We start from the raw sequence: 18,018 nt of genomic DNA on the forward strand, positions 1-18,018 counted from the left end.
CTTCGTCCCAGCTAAAACAGGGGACAGCGGGGAGCAGAGGGAGATTTCCCATGTTGAAGCGCTTTTTCCGAACCCGCTACGGCTATTCGCGCTGGGATGGTACCCAAGAGATCGAGGGACTGGATGCTGATGACATCATGCGCGCCCTCGCAGATGACTACCTGGAGCAGGGCGATCTCCAGCAGGCCCTGCGTCGCCTGATGCAGGACGGTATGCAGCGGCCCGATGGGAGGCGCAATCTCGGTCTGCGCGAACTGCTGGAGCGGCTGCGCGCTCAGCGTAGTCAACTGCTCAATCGCTATAATATGGCCTCCGGCGTCATGGATGATCTGCGCCAGAAACTGGAGGAGATTAAGCAGCTGGAGCGTGAAGGGATCGAGCGCCGTCTCAGAGAGGCTCAGGAGCTGGCCGAGGCCGAGCAAGCTCGCCAGTCCGAGGCCGGAACTCCGTCCCAGCCTGGCGAGGATACTGCCGGTAGCGATGCCCTGACGCCCGAGCAGAAGCGCCGCATGCTGGAGACTATCGCCCAGCGCAAAAAGCAGTACCTGGAGAGCCTCCCTCAAGATCTGCCAGGGCAGATTAAGGCCCTCTCCGAGTACGATTTCATGGAAGAGGCAGCGCGCGAGAAGTTCAATGAACTGCTGGAAAGCCTGCGCCAGCAGATGATGCAGCAGTTTTTCCAGGGCATGCGGCAATCGCTGCAGAGCATGACGCCCGAAGATATCGCCCACCTGCGCGAGATGATCCGCGAGCTGAACCGCATGCTGCGTGAACGGCAGCAGGGTCTCAACCCGGATTTCGACTCCTTCATGGAGAAGTATGGCGAGTACTTCCCCGGGGTGAATACGCTCGATGACCTCATCGAGCAGATGCAGCAGCGCATGGCGGCCATGCAAGCTCTGCTAGAAAACCTCTCGCCGGAGCAGCGCCAGGAGCTGGAAAATCTGATGGAGCAGCTCATCAGCGACGATCGCATCCGTGTTGATCTGATGGAGCTGGCACAGAATCTCCAGGCCCTGGCTCCCCTGGATGACTACCGCATGCGCTTCCCCTTCCGCGGCAGCGAACCCCTGCCGTTCAACGAGGCTCTGCGCATGATGGGCCGGCTGCAACAGATGGAGGGCCTGGAGGAGCAGCTCCAGCAGGCGCGACGCCTGGACGACCTGGAGGCCATCGATAGCGAGAAAGTCCGCGAGCTGCTCGGCTCCGATGAGTATCGCTCTCTTGAAGAGTTAAAGGCCCTGATGAAGATCCTGGAGGAGGCCGGCTATATTCAAAGGAAAGGGAACCGCTGGGAGCTAACGGCGCGCGCCATCCGTAAGATTGGTCAGAAGGCGCTCCAGGACATCTTTGACAAGCTCAAGCGCGACGGCTTCGGACGCCACGTCAGTCCTTTCCGCGGCCCCGGCGGCGAGCGCACCGATGAGAGCAAGCGCTATGAGTTCGGCGACCCCTTCCTGCTGGACCTGCAAAAGACGGTCATGAATGCCGTCTATCGCAATGGCACCGGCACGCCCATCAGGCTCTCTCAGGAGGACTTCGAGGTCTATCGCACGGAGTTCACAACGCAGTCATCAACGGTGCTCATGCTCGATATGAGCATGAGTATGATCTATAACGGCTGCCAGCAGGCAGCTAAGAAGGTAGCGGTAGCCCTGGAGAGCCTGATTCGCTCGCAGTTCCCGCGCGACAACCTCTACATCGTGGGCTTCTCATTTGTGGCGCGTGAGTACAAGCCGGAGGAGCTGATCGAGATCGGGCGCTATGATCATAGCCAGGGCACCAATCTGGCCCACGGGTTGATGCTGGCCCGCCAGCTGCTCTCACGCCATCGCGGGATCAACAAGCAGATCATCCTGGTGACCGATGGGGGCCCGACGGTCTGGTACGAGGAGGAGCTGGGAGGCTGGCAATTTGCCTACCCACCTAACCCCTGGGCCGAGCAGCAGGCGCTCCTGGAAGTCCAGCGCTGCACGCGTGAGGGGATCACCATCAACACCTTCATGCTCGAAGATGATCGCTGGATGGTCAGCTTCGTTAACCAGATGGCCGAGATCAACCACGGGCGAACCTTCTACACCGATAAGAATAACCTGGGTGAATACCTGCTTGTTGATTATCTCAACAGCAAGCGCAAGCGGATCTCGTAATGAGCGAGGCAGAGGAGACGCTGCAAGCTTTTATAGAGCAGCTCTATGCGCAGGCGCCCGAGGCCGCCGCCCAGGCTGCTCAGGCTCTGGCCCGTTTCCTGCGCTACCGTGAGGAGCTGCTACGCTGGAATGAGCGCGTGAATCTGACCGCTATTGTCGATCCCGAGGAAGTGCTGACACGGCACTTCCTCGATTCGTTAACGATCCTGACAGCGGTCGATCCGCCAATCTGTCGCCTGCTGGACATCGGCAGCGGCGCGGGCTTCCCCGGTCTGCCGATCAAGATCGTGCGTCCGGCCTGGGCGCTCACCTTGCTGGAGGCGACAGCTCGGAAGGTGGCCTTTTTGCGCCATGTGTGCCAGGTGCTGGAGCTGGAAGGGATCACGGTCGTGCATGGACGGGCTGAGCTATTGGGGCGTGATCCAGCCTACCGCGGTGCCTTCGACCTGGTGACGGCGCGGGCCGTGGCCGCCCTACCAGTCGTGTTGGAATATGCGGCCCCCTATTGTCGGGTGGGTGGCACTATTGTGCTGCCACGCAAGGGAGATAGCCCTGAAGAGATGGAGCAGGGCCTGCGGGCAGCAGATCAGCTTGGCCTGACGCTTGAGGCCCAGCTATCGGTCACCCTGCCCGGTCTTGATGACGGGCGCTATCTCCTCCTCTGGCGTCAGCACCAGCCTTGTCCCCCCCACTTCCCCCGCAACAACGCTGCTATCCTCAAGCACCCTGCCGGTGAGCGTCTTGGTGGGTGCTGAGGGGCGGCCTGGCTGACCGTTCCCCTCAGCGCCCACAAGAGGTACAATAAAAGGAAACGCAGAAACGCAAACAAAAGCTCATTTGAGCTTTGAAGGGAGGGGTGTCTTGCATAAGAGCGCGTTGTTGATCGCTTGCGCCACCGCCTGCTGGATCAGGTAGCCAGTCAGCGAGTGGGGATCAGCGGGATTGTTCTGGACCGGCGTGCAGATCACTGCCTGCCCGGGAGGTCCGGGAAAGAGCGGGGCAAGCGCAGGAACAAGCGCGACAATATCGTTGGGATCATAGAAATTCTGCCAGGCGGCGACATTGGCAGGAAACGGGTGCTTTTGCCCAGGCGGCACCGGTGGTAGCAGCTCCTGGTAGATGAAAGGACTCAGCCCCAGAGGCGACCCCAGGGTGATGAAGGCAGTAATCGGAATCTCGCGATGCGTGTTGAGGACGTCATAGGCGACGACCGTCCCCAGGCTGTGAGCCACTACAATGATCGAGCGGCCGGCTTGCTGACGCAGGAGCGCGAGCAGACGCCCCATGACCTGGGCCCGTAGCGCGGCGTTATGCAGGTAGAGATCGACATCGCTGACAAAGAGTCGCAGCAGCTCGCGGGGGGCACCCAGAATGTGCTCTAGCCCCTGGAGAATATGTACCAGGAGTGAGTACAGCCAGACGAGTCCACCCCCAGTATGAGGCGAGAACGCTGTTGGAGCCTGCTCTCCTTCAGCGCTTCCGCTCTCGATCAGTCCGCGTTGGTGCGCTTCGCGCAGAATAGCTCGCGCCACATTGATCTGATAGAGCGGGTCTGCCGCTGTGTGAGCCGTGAGCGGAGTGGCCTGCTGCGCACTCGGGGCCATTGATCCCCGATAGCTGCTGATTTCGCCTGGCCAGGTGGCTGCCGTGCTCAAGCGCTGGCCAGCAGCCCCCCCGCTGGCAGGAGCCAGGGCGGCATCCGGGAGAAAGAGGTCGCCATAGAAGGCCAACAGGATGCGCTCGCGCCCGATCGCGACTGGCGCCGGGAGTCTCCCCAGACCCTCCAGTATGCCTCCCTGGAAGTCGGCCAGGATCTGGTCCTTCAAGTGCCACTGTTCGCTTCTTCCATGTACACAGACGATAACGCTATCCACTACTCGTTCTCCTTCTTCTAATGCTTAAGCAAGCAGCCGCGCCACGTAAATGTAAATACTCTCTTATTCTATTGTACTGATTCGCAAACATATACATATGCAAAAGCAGTGGGAGCAGAGAGAGGAGAAGATGCGGGGAGAAGGGCATACTATCGGGTGGGAGTGAGCGGAGAAGGGCTGGTGAGCAGGGAGGCTTGACAGCAGTTGGGAATAGGGGTACTCTTTTGGGTATTCCCTCACCCTTCCAGGCCGGGTCAGTGCTGGGAGTGGGGCAAGAAGGGCGGTCGCCTGTTGGCCCGGTCCCCACCTTTGGGTTCAGGTGGGTCAGGGTCTGATCCAGGCAGCAGGCCTGGTCTGGAGGCTCGGGCCGGGCAGACACCTTGCAGGCGCGCTGCCGGAGGTAGCGGAAAGGGAACCAGGCGTTGGAGCCAGGTTCAGCTAGAAGCGGCGACCTGGGAACGCGACCCGCACGCAGGGGAGAAGTCGTTAGCGTTCTCTGGAGCAGAAGCCGAGGGAGAGAGCGCAAAACGATCAAGACACTCGGAGCAAGCAGCGATGAAACCACCACGCTTTCAATATTGCGCGCCGCGTCTCCTTGACGACGCGCTGGATCTGCTGGATCACACTGCTGAGGAGGCAAAGATTCTGGCGGGTGGCCAGAGCCTGATGCCGCTCTTGAATATGCGCCTGGCCAGGCCTGCCTATCTCCTGGACATCAACCATATTTCGGAGCTGCACTATATCGAAGAGGAGAGAGACTATCTGGCAATTGGCGCTGTGACCCGACAGCGACAGGTTGAGCGCTCGCCCGCAGTGCAGCAGAAGCATCCGCTGCTGGTCGAGGTCATTCGCCATATCGGCCACTTCCAGATTCGCAATCGCGGAACTGTTGCGGGCAGTATTGCCCACGCTGATCCGGCGGCGGAGCTACCTGCCCTGCTGGTCTGTCTGGACGGCATGGTGGTGGCCCAAAGTGCCCACGGCGAGCGCCTGCTGCCGGCGGCTGACTTTTTCCAGGGCTATCTGACCACCGAGCTGCGTCCCAATGAGATGGTGACCGAGGTGCGTTTCCCCTGGCTACCGCCGGCTGCTGGCTGGGCCTTTGCCGAGTTCGCGCGCCGCTCCGGCGATTATGCGCTTGCGGGGGCCATTGTGGTGCTGACGGCGGGGCCTGATGGGCGCTGTAGCTCGGCCCGCCTGAGCTATCTGGGGGTGGCCCCAGTGCCGCAACGCGCGAGCGCGGTGGAGGCGCTGCTCGTTGGTACGACCTTGGACGCAGCCACTCTGGAGGAGGCGGCGGCGGCGGCTCGTACGCTCGTCAGCGAGGAGATGCAGGATATCCACGCTACCGCCGAGTATCGCCGCGAGCTGGTCGCGGATCTCACGCGCCGCCTGTTGCCACTGGCCTGGTCGCGCTGCTCTCAGGCTCGCTCCGGGCCAGCCTGAGCCGTCACCGCTCTCAGAGAGAGGTATGCCCACCTGTGCCCGAGGCAGACCGCCCAGCCTCTACAGGCCCCGTCCAGGGGCCGTTCCTCTTCTCTGTTCTTTTCTTTTTCTCTCATCTTGCCTTGCAAGCCGTCAACCAATCAATCGGCTAAGAGCGTGTGACAGGCCAGCACGAGACTGCAAGTCGCGGCCTCGCCACACAAGCGCCCACGCACAGCCTGTCGGGAGTGTGCAGGCGCGACCTTGCTCAGAGATCAAGCAGGCCAAGCAGCAAGCGGCCAGGCTGCCTGACCAGCCTGTAAGGTGGGCATGGCGTTCGTTCCAGCTGGCCGGCAGCCTGGCCAGTAACGAGAAAGGGGTTGTTGCCTATGTATGCCTTCGATGAGCCTGGGTCTCCTCCGCAGTTCTGTGAGGAGTATGATCTGACGGTGACGGTCAATGGCTGTCTCTATCAGCGCCGCGTCCCGGTGCGCATGCTCCTGTCAGATTTCCTGCGCCATGAGCTGCATTTGACTGGCACCCATGTGGGATGCGAGCATGGCGTCTGTGGCTGCTGTACGGTACTGCTCAACGGAGAGGCTGTGCGCTCGTGCCTGCTGCTGGCTGTGCAGGCGGATAACATGGCCCTGACAACCATCGAAGGGCTGGCTGGCAGCGCCGAGGAGCTGCACCCTATCCAGCGGGCTTTTCAGGAGAAGCATGCGCTACAGTGTGGTTTCTGTACTCCTGGTTTCATTATGTCGGTCCACGCCTTCTTACATGAGCATCCTGACCCGGATGAGCGGCAGATTCGCCAGGGATTGGCCGGTAATCTCTGCCGTTGCACAGGCTATCAAAACATTGTCGAGGCGGTCAAACTGGCAGCCCAGTATCTGCGCAGCTCTCAGTCTCAGAGGGAGGAGGCATAAGCGCCTATGGCAACACGCTGGTTTGGTGCTCCGGTTCAGCGCTCCGAGGACCCGCGCTTGCTGCGTGGTCGGGGAACGTACGTCGATGATATCGATTTGCCAGAAATGTTGCATGCCGCTGTTTTGCGCAGTCCCTATGCTCATGCCCGTATTAAACGCATCGATGCCGCGGCGGCTCGCGCCCTGCCCGGTGTGCACCTGGTCTTGACGGCGGAGGATCTGGGCGAGCTGCTGGAGCCATCGCCGCTGCTGGTGCCGCACCCGGCGCTGACGCAGCCGCGTACACAGCTACCGCTGGCACGCGATGAGGTCCACTATGCTGGGGCTGCGGTGGCTTTTGTGGTGGCCGAGGATCGCTATCTGGCAGAGGACGCCCTGGAGCTGATCGACGTGGACTACGAGCCTCTGCCAGTCGTGGCGAGCCTGGAGCAGGCGGCGGCAGAGGGGGCTCCGCTGGTCCATGCCGATGTGCCCGGCAACGTGGCCGCCCATCTGGTGCAACGTGTCGGCGATCCCGAGGGGGTCATAGCTTCTGCCCCCCATGTGCTCCGCGAGCGCTTTGTGATGGAACGCGGCTCAGCCATGCCGATGGAGGGCCGGGGAGTAGTCGCGCGCTGGGACCCGCACGAGGGGATGTTAACCTGTTGGATATCGACCCAGGGGCCGATCCCCATCCGCAATGGCCTGGCGGCCATGTTCCGTCTGCCAGAGCATAAGGTGCGCGTGGTGGCTCCCGACGTGGGTGGTGGTTTCGGCACCAAGATTATGATGTTCTACCCGGAAGAGATCCTGACGCCGCTGGCGGCGCTACGGCTGGGGCGCCCGGTGAAGTGGATCGAAGACCGCGCCGAGCATTTCCTCGCGGCGAACCAGGAGCGGGGCCAGATTCACGATGTGGAATACGCCTTTGATGACCAGGGCATTCTGCTAGCTGTGCGCGATGTCTTCTTGCACGATACCGGGGCCTATACGCCCTACGGAATCATTGTGCCCATTATCACGGCCTGTACTCTGCCTGGCCCCTATCGCTTGCGTCATTACTACAGCGAGTTCAAGGTCCTCTATACCAATAAGGTGCCGGTCAGTCCTTATCGTGGCGCGGGCCGTCCCCACGCGGTCTTTGTCATGGAGCGCATCATGGACCGCATTGCGACGGAACTGGGCCTTGATCCACTGGAGGTGCGCAGCCGTAACTTTATTCGGCCCGAAGAGTTCCCCTGGGATGTCGGCCTGGTCTATCAGGACGGCGGGCCAACGATCTACGATAGCGGCAACTACCAGGCTGGCCTGGAGCGCCTTAAAGAGGCTCTGGGATACGAACAGTTTCGTGAGGAGCAGCGACGGGCACGCGAGCGGGGGCGCTATCTGGGCATAGGGGTGGCCTGCTATGTTGAGGGCACGGGAATCGGCCCTTACGAGGGGGCCCAGGTGCGCGTCGAGTCGGATGGACGAGTCTATGTCTCGACGGGCGTGACGACTCAGGGGCAGGCCCATCAGACAACCTTTGCCCAGATTGTGGCAGATCAGCTGGGGGTCGACCCGCGGGACGTGCTGGTGACGACGGGGGACTCACAGGCCTTCTACTGGGGAGTTGGCACCTTTGCCAGCCGGGCCGCCACAGTGGCCGGTTCGGCGATCCATCTGGCGGCGGTCAAGGTCCGTGAGAAGGCCAAGCAGGTGGCGGCGGACCTCTTTGAAGCCTCGCCGGAGGATATCGAGCTGGCCGATGGCAAGGTCTTTGTGCGTGACGCTCCTCAGCGGGCATTAACACTGGGTCAGGTGGCCATTGCCTCCAATCCGCTGCGCTATTCTTATGGAGAGAATGCTCGCAAGCTGATGCAGATGCAACTGGCCGGGCCACGTCCTGGCCCCGCGCTGCCTGAAGAACGTGGTGGCCCGGGTCTGGAAGCGACAGCGTTCTATAGCCCCCCGCGTGGTACCTTCGCCAGTGGAGTGCATGGGGCCATTGTCGAGGTCGACCCACGGACAGGGATGGTCACCTTTCTCAAGTATGTGGCTGTGCACGACTGTGGACGAGTGATCAATCCGCTGGTGGTTGAGGGCCAAGTGCACGGAGGTGTGGCCCAGGGCATCGGGGGAGCCTTCTACGAGCGTCTCGTCTTCAATGAAGAGGGGCAGCTGCTCAACGGTAGCTTTATGGATTACCTGCTTCCTACGGTCGAGGAGATCCCCCCACTTCAGGTTGAGCATGTGGAGACCCCTTCACCACTCAACCCGCTCGGAGTGAAAGGGGCGGGCGAGGCCGGTACTATTCCGGTGGCGGCCCTCTTTGCCTCGGCCCTGGATGACGCGCTGGCGCCCTTCGGTCTGCGTATCCGCGAGATGCCGCTTGATCCATGCCGTCTGAAGCAACTGCTCAAAGAATATCAGAATACTTGAAGCGCTTAGATCGTGTGAGATACCGCGATTTGTGAAAAATTACCGGTAGACATTCAGGCGGCGATATGCGATACTCAACCTGGCTAGCCATGCGTGTGAGCCGAGTATGCCAACCAAGAAGAGTGGAGGGTCCTATCTCATGTCTTCAATGTATCCTCCGTATGAGGGTGGGGCCGCCGGTCAGGTCTGTCAGCGCTGTAGGATGCCGTTAGCTCCGAACGAGATCTATTGCAGCAACTGCGGATACTATAATGCACCGGCTAGCAACCAGCCTGCACCATCGAATCCAGGAGCTCCCTGGGGAGGAGGGGCTGGAGGCTATCCGCCGACAACCTACGGTCAGCAGTATCCGGGCAGCGGGGTACCTTCGCAGTGGGGCCAGTCGGCCACTCCTGTGCCGGCTCCTCCCCCGCCGTCCTCGCCGGCCTTCGGCGGAGCGCCGGGCTACTATGGAGGGGCGCCGTCCTCGCCGCCGCCCTCACCAGGGTACTCTTTCCCTGACCAGGTCGGTGCCCCTCCTTATCCCTCCCCGGCCCCGGGCGGTTATCCTCCCCAGGCAGGGGGCTATCAGGTACCGCCCTTGCCGCCTGCTCAGCCGCCTGAGCGGCCTCGCAGGGGGCCGAATTTCGGCCTGGTTGCCTTGATTGCGGTGGTCGTCCTGGTGCTGGTGCTTGGTGGGATCGGCGTCTTGGCTCTTACCCATCACGGTGGAGGAACCACAGGAACCCTGACCCCAACACCCGCACAGAGCACGGGGGCCCCGACCGCTACGCCGCTATTCAGCGACAATTTTGCTAACAACAACCACGGCTGGGATCTGACCAGCGTGCCAGGTCGTTACTCGGTCAAGCTGGGGAATGGGCAGCTCCTCCTGGAGGAGGATAACAATCGCATTCTGCCAGAGTTCGTGCCCGGCAAGACCTTTGATGACTTCAGGCTGGACGTGGACGTTGCTATCACGAAGGGAACCCAGGAGAACAGTGGCTTCGGTGTCTATATCCGCGCCTCGGCCAACCAGAATACGGAGCTGGCAACCTACTATCGCTTTGCTATGTACGGGGATTCAACCTACGCGATCTTCAAAGGCGTGGTCGATTCCTCGGGTCAGCCACTTGATGATCAGAAGCTGGTTGGCTACCTGTCGACCACGGCTCTCAAGCCGATCGGTCAGGTCAACCATGTTGAGATTGTCGCCAAGGGGTCGACGATGACGCTCTCGGTGAATGGCCAGACGCTCAACAGCGTGACCGACAGCAGCTATAAGAGTGGCTCAATTGCCCTCTACGTCTCGAATCTGCCCGATACGCCCAAGGGAGTGGTCGTAGCTTTCTCGAATCTGGCGATCTATCCCGCTTCCTGAGCACGGTGGAATAGCCTGCTCGCTCCGGCCCAGCGGTCTGTGCTGCGGGCCGGGTCCTGAGACCACGGGTGAGCGCCAACAGAGCGGGGACTGGTAGACTGGCGGACCGGCAGCGTGGCAATGGAGACCAGTGCATCCCTGACCATTCAGGCTGTTGAAGGGCCTGGGCCTCTGACCGCTGAGGGCGGGGCTGGTGATGAGCATGCTGGCCGGGGCTGGTAGACGAGATAGCCGACGAACTGGTAGAGACAGTAGGTCTGTGCGGTGCCGGGGGAGGAGAGCACATGCTGCTGGAAAAAGCTGGCCTGCTGACGTCCCGTAGTGGCATCGAGCAGTCCGTCGGCGACAGGAAAGACATAGGCGGGCGAGGGCGCCCTCTCAACAATCAGACGATATGGTTCATAGCGATTAAAGCCGGGGCGCAGCTTGGCGTCGAGGACGCTGCAGATGATGCGTTCCTGGCTCAGGAAGACGAGCCAGTTGCAGGTCCAATATTCAGAATAAACCCGTGTGGCACCTATAGTCTCTAGATCGTGGATTAAGGCCAGACGTCGCTGGTAGTCGGCCTGGGAGGCCGGAATGTCCGCGAAGGTGCGGGCGGTTCCAACCACGAAGGTCGCCCCTACTAGCGACAAGAGAAGCATCAGAGGAAGCGCCGTGGCCATTCTGGCCCCGTGGTCACGAGCGCCGATGCTGGTGGGGCGGGGCTGCTGCCTGGCCTGACGGAGATGTCCCAGAGTGTGGGCGCTCCGCTGCCAGAGTGGCCAGAGCAGGACCGGAAGAGCCACCAGGGCACAGGTCAGGTAGCGGAAGGTGGTCTCCGGCGAGACGGCAGCGACGGGCGCAGCAGCATAAAGGAAGAGCGTCAGACCAACACTTGCCAGCAGGGCCAGCTGCACACACTGGCGTATTGTCTCCTCGTGGGCCGCTCCAGTCTCCAGCAGCTTTGGCTCGGCGCTCTTCAGATGGAGTTGAGGCCAGCAATGACCGGGCCAGGGTAGTGACAAAGAATGGGTCCACCGGAGTCGCTGCAGGCGGCGTAAACAGAAGAGGGTTGCCAGCAGAGCCAGCACCACGTAGGCAAGTCCCCAACCCATTTGAGCTGAGACGCAGAGCCAGGTCTGCGAAGTCGGTAGTCCCCAGGGTGGAATAGCACTGAGCGGGCAGCGCGGCTGGTAGCCTGTGGCCCACGGCAGGGCGATGAAGAAGGCGCCGCTCAGCTGGTGAAAGCCAGTCAAATGGCGAGCGGCTAGTTCATCAGCGCCGCCGTGATGGATAGACAGTAGCACGGCTAGTGAGTTCTGACTGAGCGGAGCCGTCAGGTTGTAGTAGAGCAGCGGCTCCGCCCCGACCATCATCCCCAGTAGCAGGCCCAGGCCCGCGCGCCCCCACAGCTCGCGCCCGCAGAAAAGCACCAGCAGCGCCAGGGCAGCCAGCACGAATGGACTGATCAGGAAGTCAATCCACAAGGCCAGGCCGATACTGACCCCAAGCAGGACATAAACCGCCAGCCGCCTCCAAGAGGGTGATCGGCGCTGCACCCTGCTGGCAGGGAAGGAGAGGGCCAGCCAGCCAGCCAGCAGTAGAATCAGAGGGGCGAACATCAGCATCTCGGGGTATTCTCCCACCGCGCGTAGCTGAAGGAAGAGCACATCCCCTGAGCCAAAAGTAAAGAGCAGGAGGCAGGCGAAGGCAAAAGTTCTGCCGTAGAGAAGACGCACCAGACCGTAGCTGCTCAGCAGAAAGCCAGCGACGAACGGCAGCAAGGCCAGGCGCAATGTGAAAAGCGAAGGGCCGAAGAGACGGAAGAGAGCGGCGGCGACATATCCTTCGACTGGTCCCATATAAGGTAAACCATAGAAGAAGATAGGATGATCGCCCTGGAAAGCGACGTGCAGCGCCACCAGGCCCATGTTGGCCTCATCGCTATTGGTAACAGGCCAGGGGGAGCGAATCAACAGGAAGCGTAGCGTCAAAGCGAACAGCAGGATCAGCGCCACGGCAATCCATTCCAGGGTAGAGCGAGAGAGGAGTCTGGTATGTTGGGAAGATCGCGACGAGGTAGCGAGCTGCTCAGTGAGCATCATTCTCTTGGCTCTCCGTTGCTGAAGATGGTGCATGCCGCGCCCCCGATCTCCAGTCCCAGTCCAGACAGTCCAGGAACAGACTATCCAGCTAGCAGTCACATGGCCTGGGGACTGGGCCGCGAAACGCCGGTCGGTCGATCCTATCGCCTGTACTCTGTCATGTGTCTCTCCTAAGAAAAGAGGAACGAGGTTGATCGGCAGTGGGTCACGTCCCTGTACTTTGCTGCTGAGAAGGCTGACGCATACAGGTCAGCGCCACAGCGCTCTCCGGGCAGGATGGCCCTCCTGGCAGCCAGGAAGGCAAGGGGAACAAAGGAAGCCAACCAGTCCCGGACTGACTGGATCAAGGCCAGTTGCTCAGGGCTTGGGCGTAGAGTGCCGGGTCCACGTTGCCGCCACTCACGATACAGCAGACACGCTGACCGCGGAAGCGCTCCGGGTGCAACAACAAGGCTCCCAATGCCAGCGCGCCTGTCGGCTCAACCTTCAGGTTGGCTACCAGGAAGAGGCGGCGCAGCGCTTCCAGCGTTACCTCATCTGGGACCTCGATGATCTCCTCCACTCCCTGGCGGATAATCTCCCAGTTGAGTCGTCCCAACGAGAGCGTGCGTGCTCCGTCGGCAACCGTCTCCGGCTCCATCTCATTGGAGAGCAGTTGTCCGCTGCGCAGCGAGCGAGCGGCATCGTTGCCAGGCAGCGGCTCCGCCCCAATGATGCGTGTCGGACATCCAAGAAGGTCACGAGCAATGATCTGACCTGAGATCAGTCCACCTCCCCCAACCGGTACCAGCAGCACATCGACCTCGGCCTGGCGCAGGATTTCCTGCCCGAGGGTCGAATTGCCAGCTACCACGCGATAGTCGTCGTAAGCTGGAGCAATGAAAGCCTCGGGCTGTTCGCGGGCCAGCTGGGCTACGCGCTCCTGACGGCTGACGCGGCGTACATCGGTCAGCTCGACTCTCCCTCCATAGGACTGGACAGCTTCGATCTTCACGCGGGCCGCCGTCGAGGGCATGACGATCGTTGCCTCTTTCCCGAGCAAGCGCGCAGCATAGGCCACCGCTTGCCCAAAGTTCCCAGAGGAGGCGGCGATAATCTGCCGCTGGGGAACGCTGGCCAGCAGATGGTAGGCGGCGCGGAATTTAAAGCTGCCCGTGTATTGAAAGGTCTCACTGGCGAGTAGCAGCTGACAGCCCAGGGCTTCGGAGAGACGGGGAACGGGTAGCAGCAGCGTAGGGCGCAGGTAGCGTGGCAGCTTCTGCCACACCTCTTCAACGTAGGCTGACGTCAACTCGGGAGCCAGATCATAGCTGTGCATAGCGCATGTAAACTTCTTTTCTGGGTAAGTGGCAGGTCGTCAAGATTGGCCACGATTGGCACTGACCAAAAAGAAAAGACCAGAGGAGCGCCGCCCTAATGGCCTTCCTTCCCTGCCAAGGCGGCAGGATGGGATCGCAGCAAAGTATCTCTACGGCGCTCCTCTGGTCATTGTACCATTGCGGACAGATGGAAGACAAGATACCTCTGCCGTAGCTACTCAGACAGCCTGGCCTCCTTCTCGCTCGGGCTAAGGGATCAGAGCCAGAGCCGCACTGCGGCTCTGGCTGTTGAGCTGCGTCTGACCTGGCAGTGGTGCACACTCTTCCACTCTCCCTGGTTCTCTTTCCTCCAACCAGGGTAAGGCCAGGAGACTGCGAGACTGCTCTGAGCCGAAGCACAGCGAGCGAGCGGGCGGGCAAAGCTATGGGCGTTGCTCTGGCGGCTCTGGCTCCAGCGAGCGCTCGCCTGCCGGATTCAGTCCCACTGCCGCATCGGCTGTCACCGTCTCCTCTGGCTCCGGCGCTGGCTCACGCAGGATCTGGTAGAGGATAATCGACCCGAAAGTAGCCACACCGATGGCACTCAGCTGGAAGCTACCGATATTGAGCGCCAGATTCCCGGCCCCGACGATCAGGGCAAAGGCCACGGTGATCAGATTGCGGCTCTTTGAAAAATCCACGCGGTTCTCAACCCAGATGCGTCCACCAGTAGCCGCGATCAGGCCGAAGAGCACGATCGCCAGGCCCCCGATCACCCCGGAGGGGATGGTCATGATCAAAGCGCCGAACTTCGGACAGAAGCCCAACAAAATGGCGACAACCGCAGCAATGATGAAGATAGCGGTAGAGTAGATACGAGTGACTGCCATAACACCAATATTCTCGGCGTAGGTTGTCACTCCGGTACCTCCCCCAAAACCAGCGACAATCGTAGCCAGGGCGTCACCCAGGAAAGCGCGGCCCAGATAGCGATCCAGATTGCGCCCTGTCATGGCCGCCACGGCCTTCACATGACCAGTGTTCTCGGCCACCAGGATGACTGCCACCGGGGCGATCAGCGCTATGGCGCTGGGTGAAAAGGTTGGCGTTGAGAAGTGGGGGAGGCCAATCCAGCTGGCCTTCTCCAGTCCTGAGAAGTCGATTGGCTTGCCCAGGTGCAGGCCATTAGCAAACAGCAGGTAGATCAGATAACCGATGATACCGCCGAGCAGAATAGGTAAGCGGCGCAAGGGACTGGGAAGAAAAACGGCCACGAAAGCGACCGCCAGCACGGTAATGAGGCCCATCCAGGTATCGAAGGCTGAGCCACTCACATCGCTTACGGCCACCGGGGCCAGATTCAGTCCGATGACAGCAACGACGGCGCCGGTCACAACCGGGGGCATCAAAATATCGATCCAGCGGTAGCCAGCAGCAATCACGATCAAGGCAATGATACCGTAGACTACCCCTGCGGCGATGATACCGCCCAGAGCTACCCCGATGTTAGGATTGAGGCCCGGGCCGTGGAAGCCGCTGGCGAAGCCAGTGGCAGCCAGCACCACTGCGATAAAGGAGAAGCTAGAGCCAAGATAGCTCGGTACTCGCCCGCCCACGACTAGAAAGAAGAGCAGCGTTCCGATGCCTGAGAAGAAGATGGCCGTGTTCGGATCGAAGCCCATCAAAATTGGTGCCAGTACGGTCGAGCCGAACATAGCCAGCACATGCTGCAGCCCTACCAGAATGGACTGTCCCCAGGGAAGGCGCTCATCGGGCGCAATGATCCCTTCGGTCTTGAGCGTCCAACTACTGAAATAGCCGCGTTTCTCCGCGGTGTCTCCTGTTGCCATGTGGAAAACCCTCCTCATAGAAACAGTTGGCCAAAGGTGGATGCCAGACTCGATAGAAAGAAAAAGAGGGTAGTTTGTAGAAGAATACGCTACCCGGAGTGTGAGCGAAGCTCTGAGATGATTGATGAGGTTGCGACCAGGTCGGTGGGACTATATGTGAGCGCTATGGCCTCCTTTCTGGCACCTGCGCGGCGGGCACAGCTGGCAGGAGTGACCGCGGACCAAGCAGGCAGGGCCTATTTCCCTAGATTATACCCTATTCTGACCCCAAATGCGAGACATCACCTGGGGCTACAAGTAGGCCAACCTGACTCATCTAACGCTCCTCGGCCAGGGTAAGGGGGTAAAGGAGCCGACTACCTTCCGCGGGCAGCGGGAAAGCGGAGACGTGCGGCTGCCATCTGTCCGATGCGATGCGATGGCTTTTAACAGACAGTGGTTGCCATCTCCGGCCAATCCTTGTGACTGATCACGACTCTCCTTCAGCTCCTCACTGCTGGCGGAGGTGGCCCTAACGCGTCCACCCCTGGTCTACGTAGCGCTGCTGGGGGCTAGTCGAGCGGTTGGCCTCGCCGTCCGGGCTGACTGGCGGCCTGGGTGATAACAGCCGGGCCGACGCTCGGGAAGTCCTCGGGTAACGGCGCATTGCTCTTTCTCCTGAAGGCAAGAGGTTTCTAGCGCCGATCCTCAGTGAGGCGCTTGGCGCCTCTTTCTATCCTGTGCACTGGGCAGGTGAGGGCTGCTCTGCTAGAATAGGGGCAGAGCCTGGTACAGAGAGGACAATGGCATTGCATGCCCGGTGCCAGCAGAGCAGCCAGCGGAGCGTTGTCGGGCTGTGCGCCTGGGCAGGACAGCCAGAGAAGGGCATGAGGCCATCTCGTGATCAGCAGCCAGAGAGGAAGGATCGAAGAAACGTGAGAAACAGCCAGCTGAAGCGACAGAGCAGCGAGACCCTGAGCGGTCAGCTGAGCCACGGCGAACCCCGCTCCGTCAGAGAGGCCATCCTGAGCGCCGCCGTCGAGCTATTTGCCCGCTACGGTTACCATGCGGCCCCGCTGCGTGACATCGCCCGTATGGCCGGCATTCAGGCGGCCAGCATTTACTACCACTATGCCAACAAGCAAGCGCTGCTTGTTGAAATCATGGAGACCTACATGCGCCACCTGAACGCCAACCTGGAGCGCATCATACGCGAGCAACCAGGGCCGCTGGAGCGGCTACGGGAGGCCATCGCTAACCACATTCGTCTCCACACCAGCTTCAAGAACGAATTCTTCATCATCGATACCGAGATTCGGGCCCTGGAAGGCGCCAACCGTGACTACATCATTGCTCTGCGCGACCACTACGAGCGCCTGATTCAGGAGATCCTGCGCGATGGCATGGAGCGGGGGGTCTTCAAGCGGAGCGACATCAAGGTCACCTCCTACGCTCTGATTGCCATGTGCACCGAAGTCGCCACCTGGTTCCGTCCGGGCGGGCGACTCAGCGTGCAACAGGTCATTGACCTCTACAGTCAACTCATTCTCCAGGGTCTGCTCTGCGAGGGAGGTCCCGAGCGAAGGCTGGTGGAATCAGAGCATACTTTACCCCCTGTTTCTGGAGCAGCAGGTGAAGGGCCGTCACGGTCTCAGCCAGGGGGAAGCGAGCCGTGATGAGGGCTTCGACTGGAATCTGCCTGCTGGCGATCAGCTCCAGGGCGCGTGCAAAGTAGGTAGGAGTATGGTGGAAGACCCCCTTAAGGGTCAGCTCATCGTAGTGCAGCGGGCGTGTCTCCAGCGAGATATGCGTTCCGGAGGCGCACCCCCCGAAGAAATTGACCAGACCGCCGCGGCGCACCAGGGAGACTGCCAGCTCCCAGGTCTCGGGTGTACCTACGGCCTCGATTACCACATCGGCTCCGCGCCCCTCGGGCGTAGCAGCCCGTAGCAGAGCGCGCTGCTCCTCTGAGGAGAGGGAGCCGGTCTCAAAGACCTGTTCGGCGCCGAAATGGCGGGCGAGGGCCAGTCGTTGCGCGCCATGCCCACTGACCAGAACCCTGGCCCCCATCAGACGGGCGGCTGCCGCCAGCAGCAGGCCCAGGGGGCCAGCGCCGATGATCAGCACCGTGTCACCGGGCTGGATCTCGCTCTCCTCAGCGCCGTGCAGGGCGCAGGCCAGCGGCTCTGTCAGGGCAGCCGCTGTAAACGAGAGGCCCTGCGGCAGGCGATAGAGATTACGCTGCACAATGCGGGCCGGAACCAGCAGGTACTCGGCATAAGCACCATTCAGCAGCAGCAGATCCTCGCACAGGCTGTAGCGACCGCGGCGGCAGTAGAAACAACGGTCGCAGGGAGCGGAGTTTGCCGCAACCACGGCATCGCCCTCCTTCCAGCCCTGCACTCCCGGGCCGACAGCGGCCACAATGCCCGCGGCCTCATGGCCGAAGCCTGCGGGTGGGTGCTTGAACAACAGAGGATGACCGCGTACATAGGTCTTGACATCGGTACCACACGTAGTAGCCGCCGCAATCTGCAGAACAAGCTCGCCGGGGCCTGGCTCGGGGATAGGACGCTCCTCCAGGCGCACATCGCCCGGCGCATAGAACATCGCCGCCAACATCTGTCCAGGCATAGCGTATGACTTCCTCCCTTACCGCTCACGTT

The 18,018-nt window shown here is 61.2% G+C and carries 11 protein-coding genes and 1 pseudogene; 7 read left to right on the forward strand and 5 right to left on the reverse strand.

Features of this window, described 5'->3' with window-relative positions; translation table 11 throughout:
- Window positions 1-50 precede the first annotated feature (50 nt).
- Together KTAU_RS10085 and rsmG are read left to right on the forward strand one after the other, a co-directional pair.
- On the forward strand, window positions 51-2,150 hold the full coding sequence (locus tag KTAU_RS10085) for a VWA domain-containing protein (RefSeq protein ID WP_151728275.1): 2,100 nt from the start codon (window positions 51-53) through the stop codon (window positions 2,148-2,150).
- Complete coding sequence (gene rsmG / locus KTAU_RS10090) at window positions 2,150-2,905, forward strand: 16S rRNA (guanine(527)-N(7))-methyltransferase RsmG (protein WP_151728276.1); 756 nt, start codon at window positions 2,150-2,152, stop codon at window positions 2,903-2,905. Before KTAU_RS10085 ends, rsmG begins: the two co-directional genes overlap by 1 nt.
- Before the next feature lie 78 nt (window positions 2,906-2,983).
- On the opposite strand, the gene KTAU_RS10095 is transcribed toward rsmG, so the two are convergent.
- Window positions 2,984-4,024, reverse strand: a complete 1,041-nt coding sequence (locus tag KTAU_RS10095; RefSeq protein WP_151728277.1) for an alpha/beta hydrolase family protein — start codon at window positions 4,022-4,024, stop codon at window positions 2,984-2,986.
- Window positions 4,025-4,579: 555 nt separating this feature from the next.
- Here KTAU_RS10095 and KTAU_RS10100 point away from each other — a divergent pair.
- The 4 genes from KTAU_RS10100 (at window position 4,580) to KTAU_RS10115 (ending at window position 10,138) form a co-directional block, all read left to right on the forward strand.
- Window positions 4,580-5,470, forward strand: coding sequence for an FAD binding domain-containing protein (locus KTAU_RS10100; RefSeq protein WP_151728278.1), 891 nt, complete (start codon window positions 4,580-4,582; stop codon window positions 5,468-5,470).
- A gap of 368 nt (window positions 5,471-5,838) precedes the next feature.
- The gene (locus tag KTAU_RS10105) at window positions 5,839-6,378 is read left to right on the forward strand and encodes a (2Fe-2S)-binding protein (RefSeq protein ID WP_151728279.1); all 540 of its coding nucleotides are present in this window, start codon (window positions 5,839-5,841) and stop codon (window positions 6,376-6,378) included.
- Window positions 6,379-6,384: 6 nt separating this feature from the next.
- On the forward strand, window positions 6,385-8,778 hold the full coding sequence (cutA, locus tag KTAU_RS10110; RefSeq protein ID WP_151728280.1) for an aerobic carbon-monoxide dehydrogenase large subunit: 2,394 nt from the start codon (window positions 6,385-6,387) through the stop codon (window positions 8,776-8,778).
- A 139-nt stretch (window positions 8,779-8,917) separates the two neighbouring features.
- The gene (locus tag KTAU_RS10115; protein WP_170293199.1) at window positions 8,918-10,138 is read left to right on the forward strand and encodes a 3-keto-alpha-glucoside-1,2-lyase-like domain-containing protein; all 1,221 of its coding nucleotides are present in this window, start codon (window positions 8,918-8,920) and stop codon (window positions 10,136-10,138) included.
- A 146-nt stretch (window positions 10,139-10,284) separates the two neighbouring features.
- Here the strand turns inward: KTAU_RS10115 and KTAU_RS10120 are convergent, their stop codons facing one another.
- The 3 genes from KTAU_RS10120 to KTAU_RS10130 form a co-directional block, all read right to left on the reverse strand.
- Window positions 10,285-12,225: an ArnT family glycosyltransferase gene (locus tag KTAU_RS10120; protein WP_151728282.1), complete on the reverse strand. Its 1,941-nt coding sequence runs from the start codon at window positions 12,223-12,225 to the stop codon at window positions 10,285-10,287.
- A 343-nt stretch (window positions 12,226-12,568) separates the two neighbouring features.
- Window positions 12,569-13,543, reverse strand: coding sequence for a threonine ammonia-lyase (locus KTAU_RS10125; RefSeq protein ID WP_151728283.1), 975 nt, complete (start codon window positions 13,541-13,543; stop codon window positions 12,569-12,571).
- Between the two features lie 423 nt (window positions 13,544-13,966).
- Complete coding sequence (locus KTAU_RS10130) at window positions 13,967-15,373, reverse strand: solute carrier family 23 protein (RefSeq protein WP_112426608.1); 1,407 nt, start codon at window positions 15,371-15,373, stop codon at window positions 13,967-13,969.
- A gap of 866 nt (window positions 15,374-16,239) precedes the next feature.
- On the opposite strand from KTAU_RS10130, the pseudogene KTAU_RS10135 reads away from it, so the two are divergent.
- Window positions 16,240-16,851: pseudogene (locus tag KTAU_RS10135) on the forward strand (TetR/AcrR family transcriptional regulator); the annotation flags it as partial.
- Between the two features lie 43 nt (window positions 16,852-16,894).
- Here the strand turns inward: KTAU_RS10135 and KTAU_RS21920 are convergent.
- Window positions 16,895-17,986 (reverse strand): zinc-dependent alcohol dehydrogenase, encoded by a 1,092-nt coding sequence (locus tag KTAU_RS21920; RefSeq protein ID WP_151728285.1) that lies wholly within the window; start codon window positions 17,984-17,986, stop codon window positions 16,895-16,897.
- Window positions 17,987-18,018: the final 32 nt, after the last annotated feature.

This window comes from Thermogemmatispora aurantia (assembly GCF_008974285.1).
GTDB lineage: Bacteria > Chloroflexota > Ktedonobacteria > Ktedonobacterales > Ktedonobacteraceae > Thermogemmatispora > Thermogemmatispora aurantia.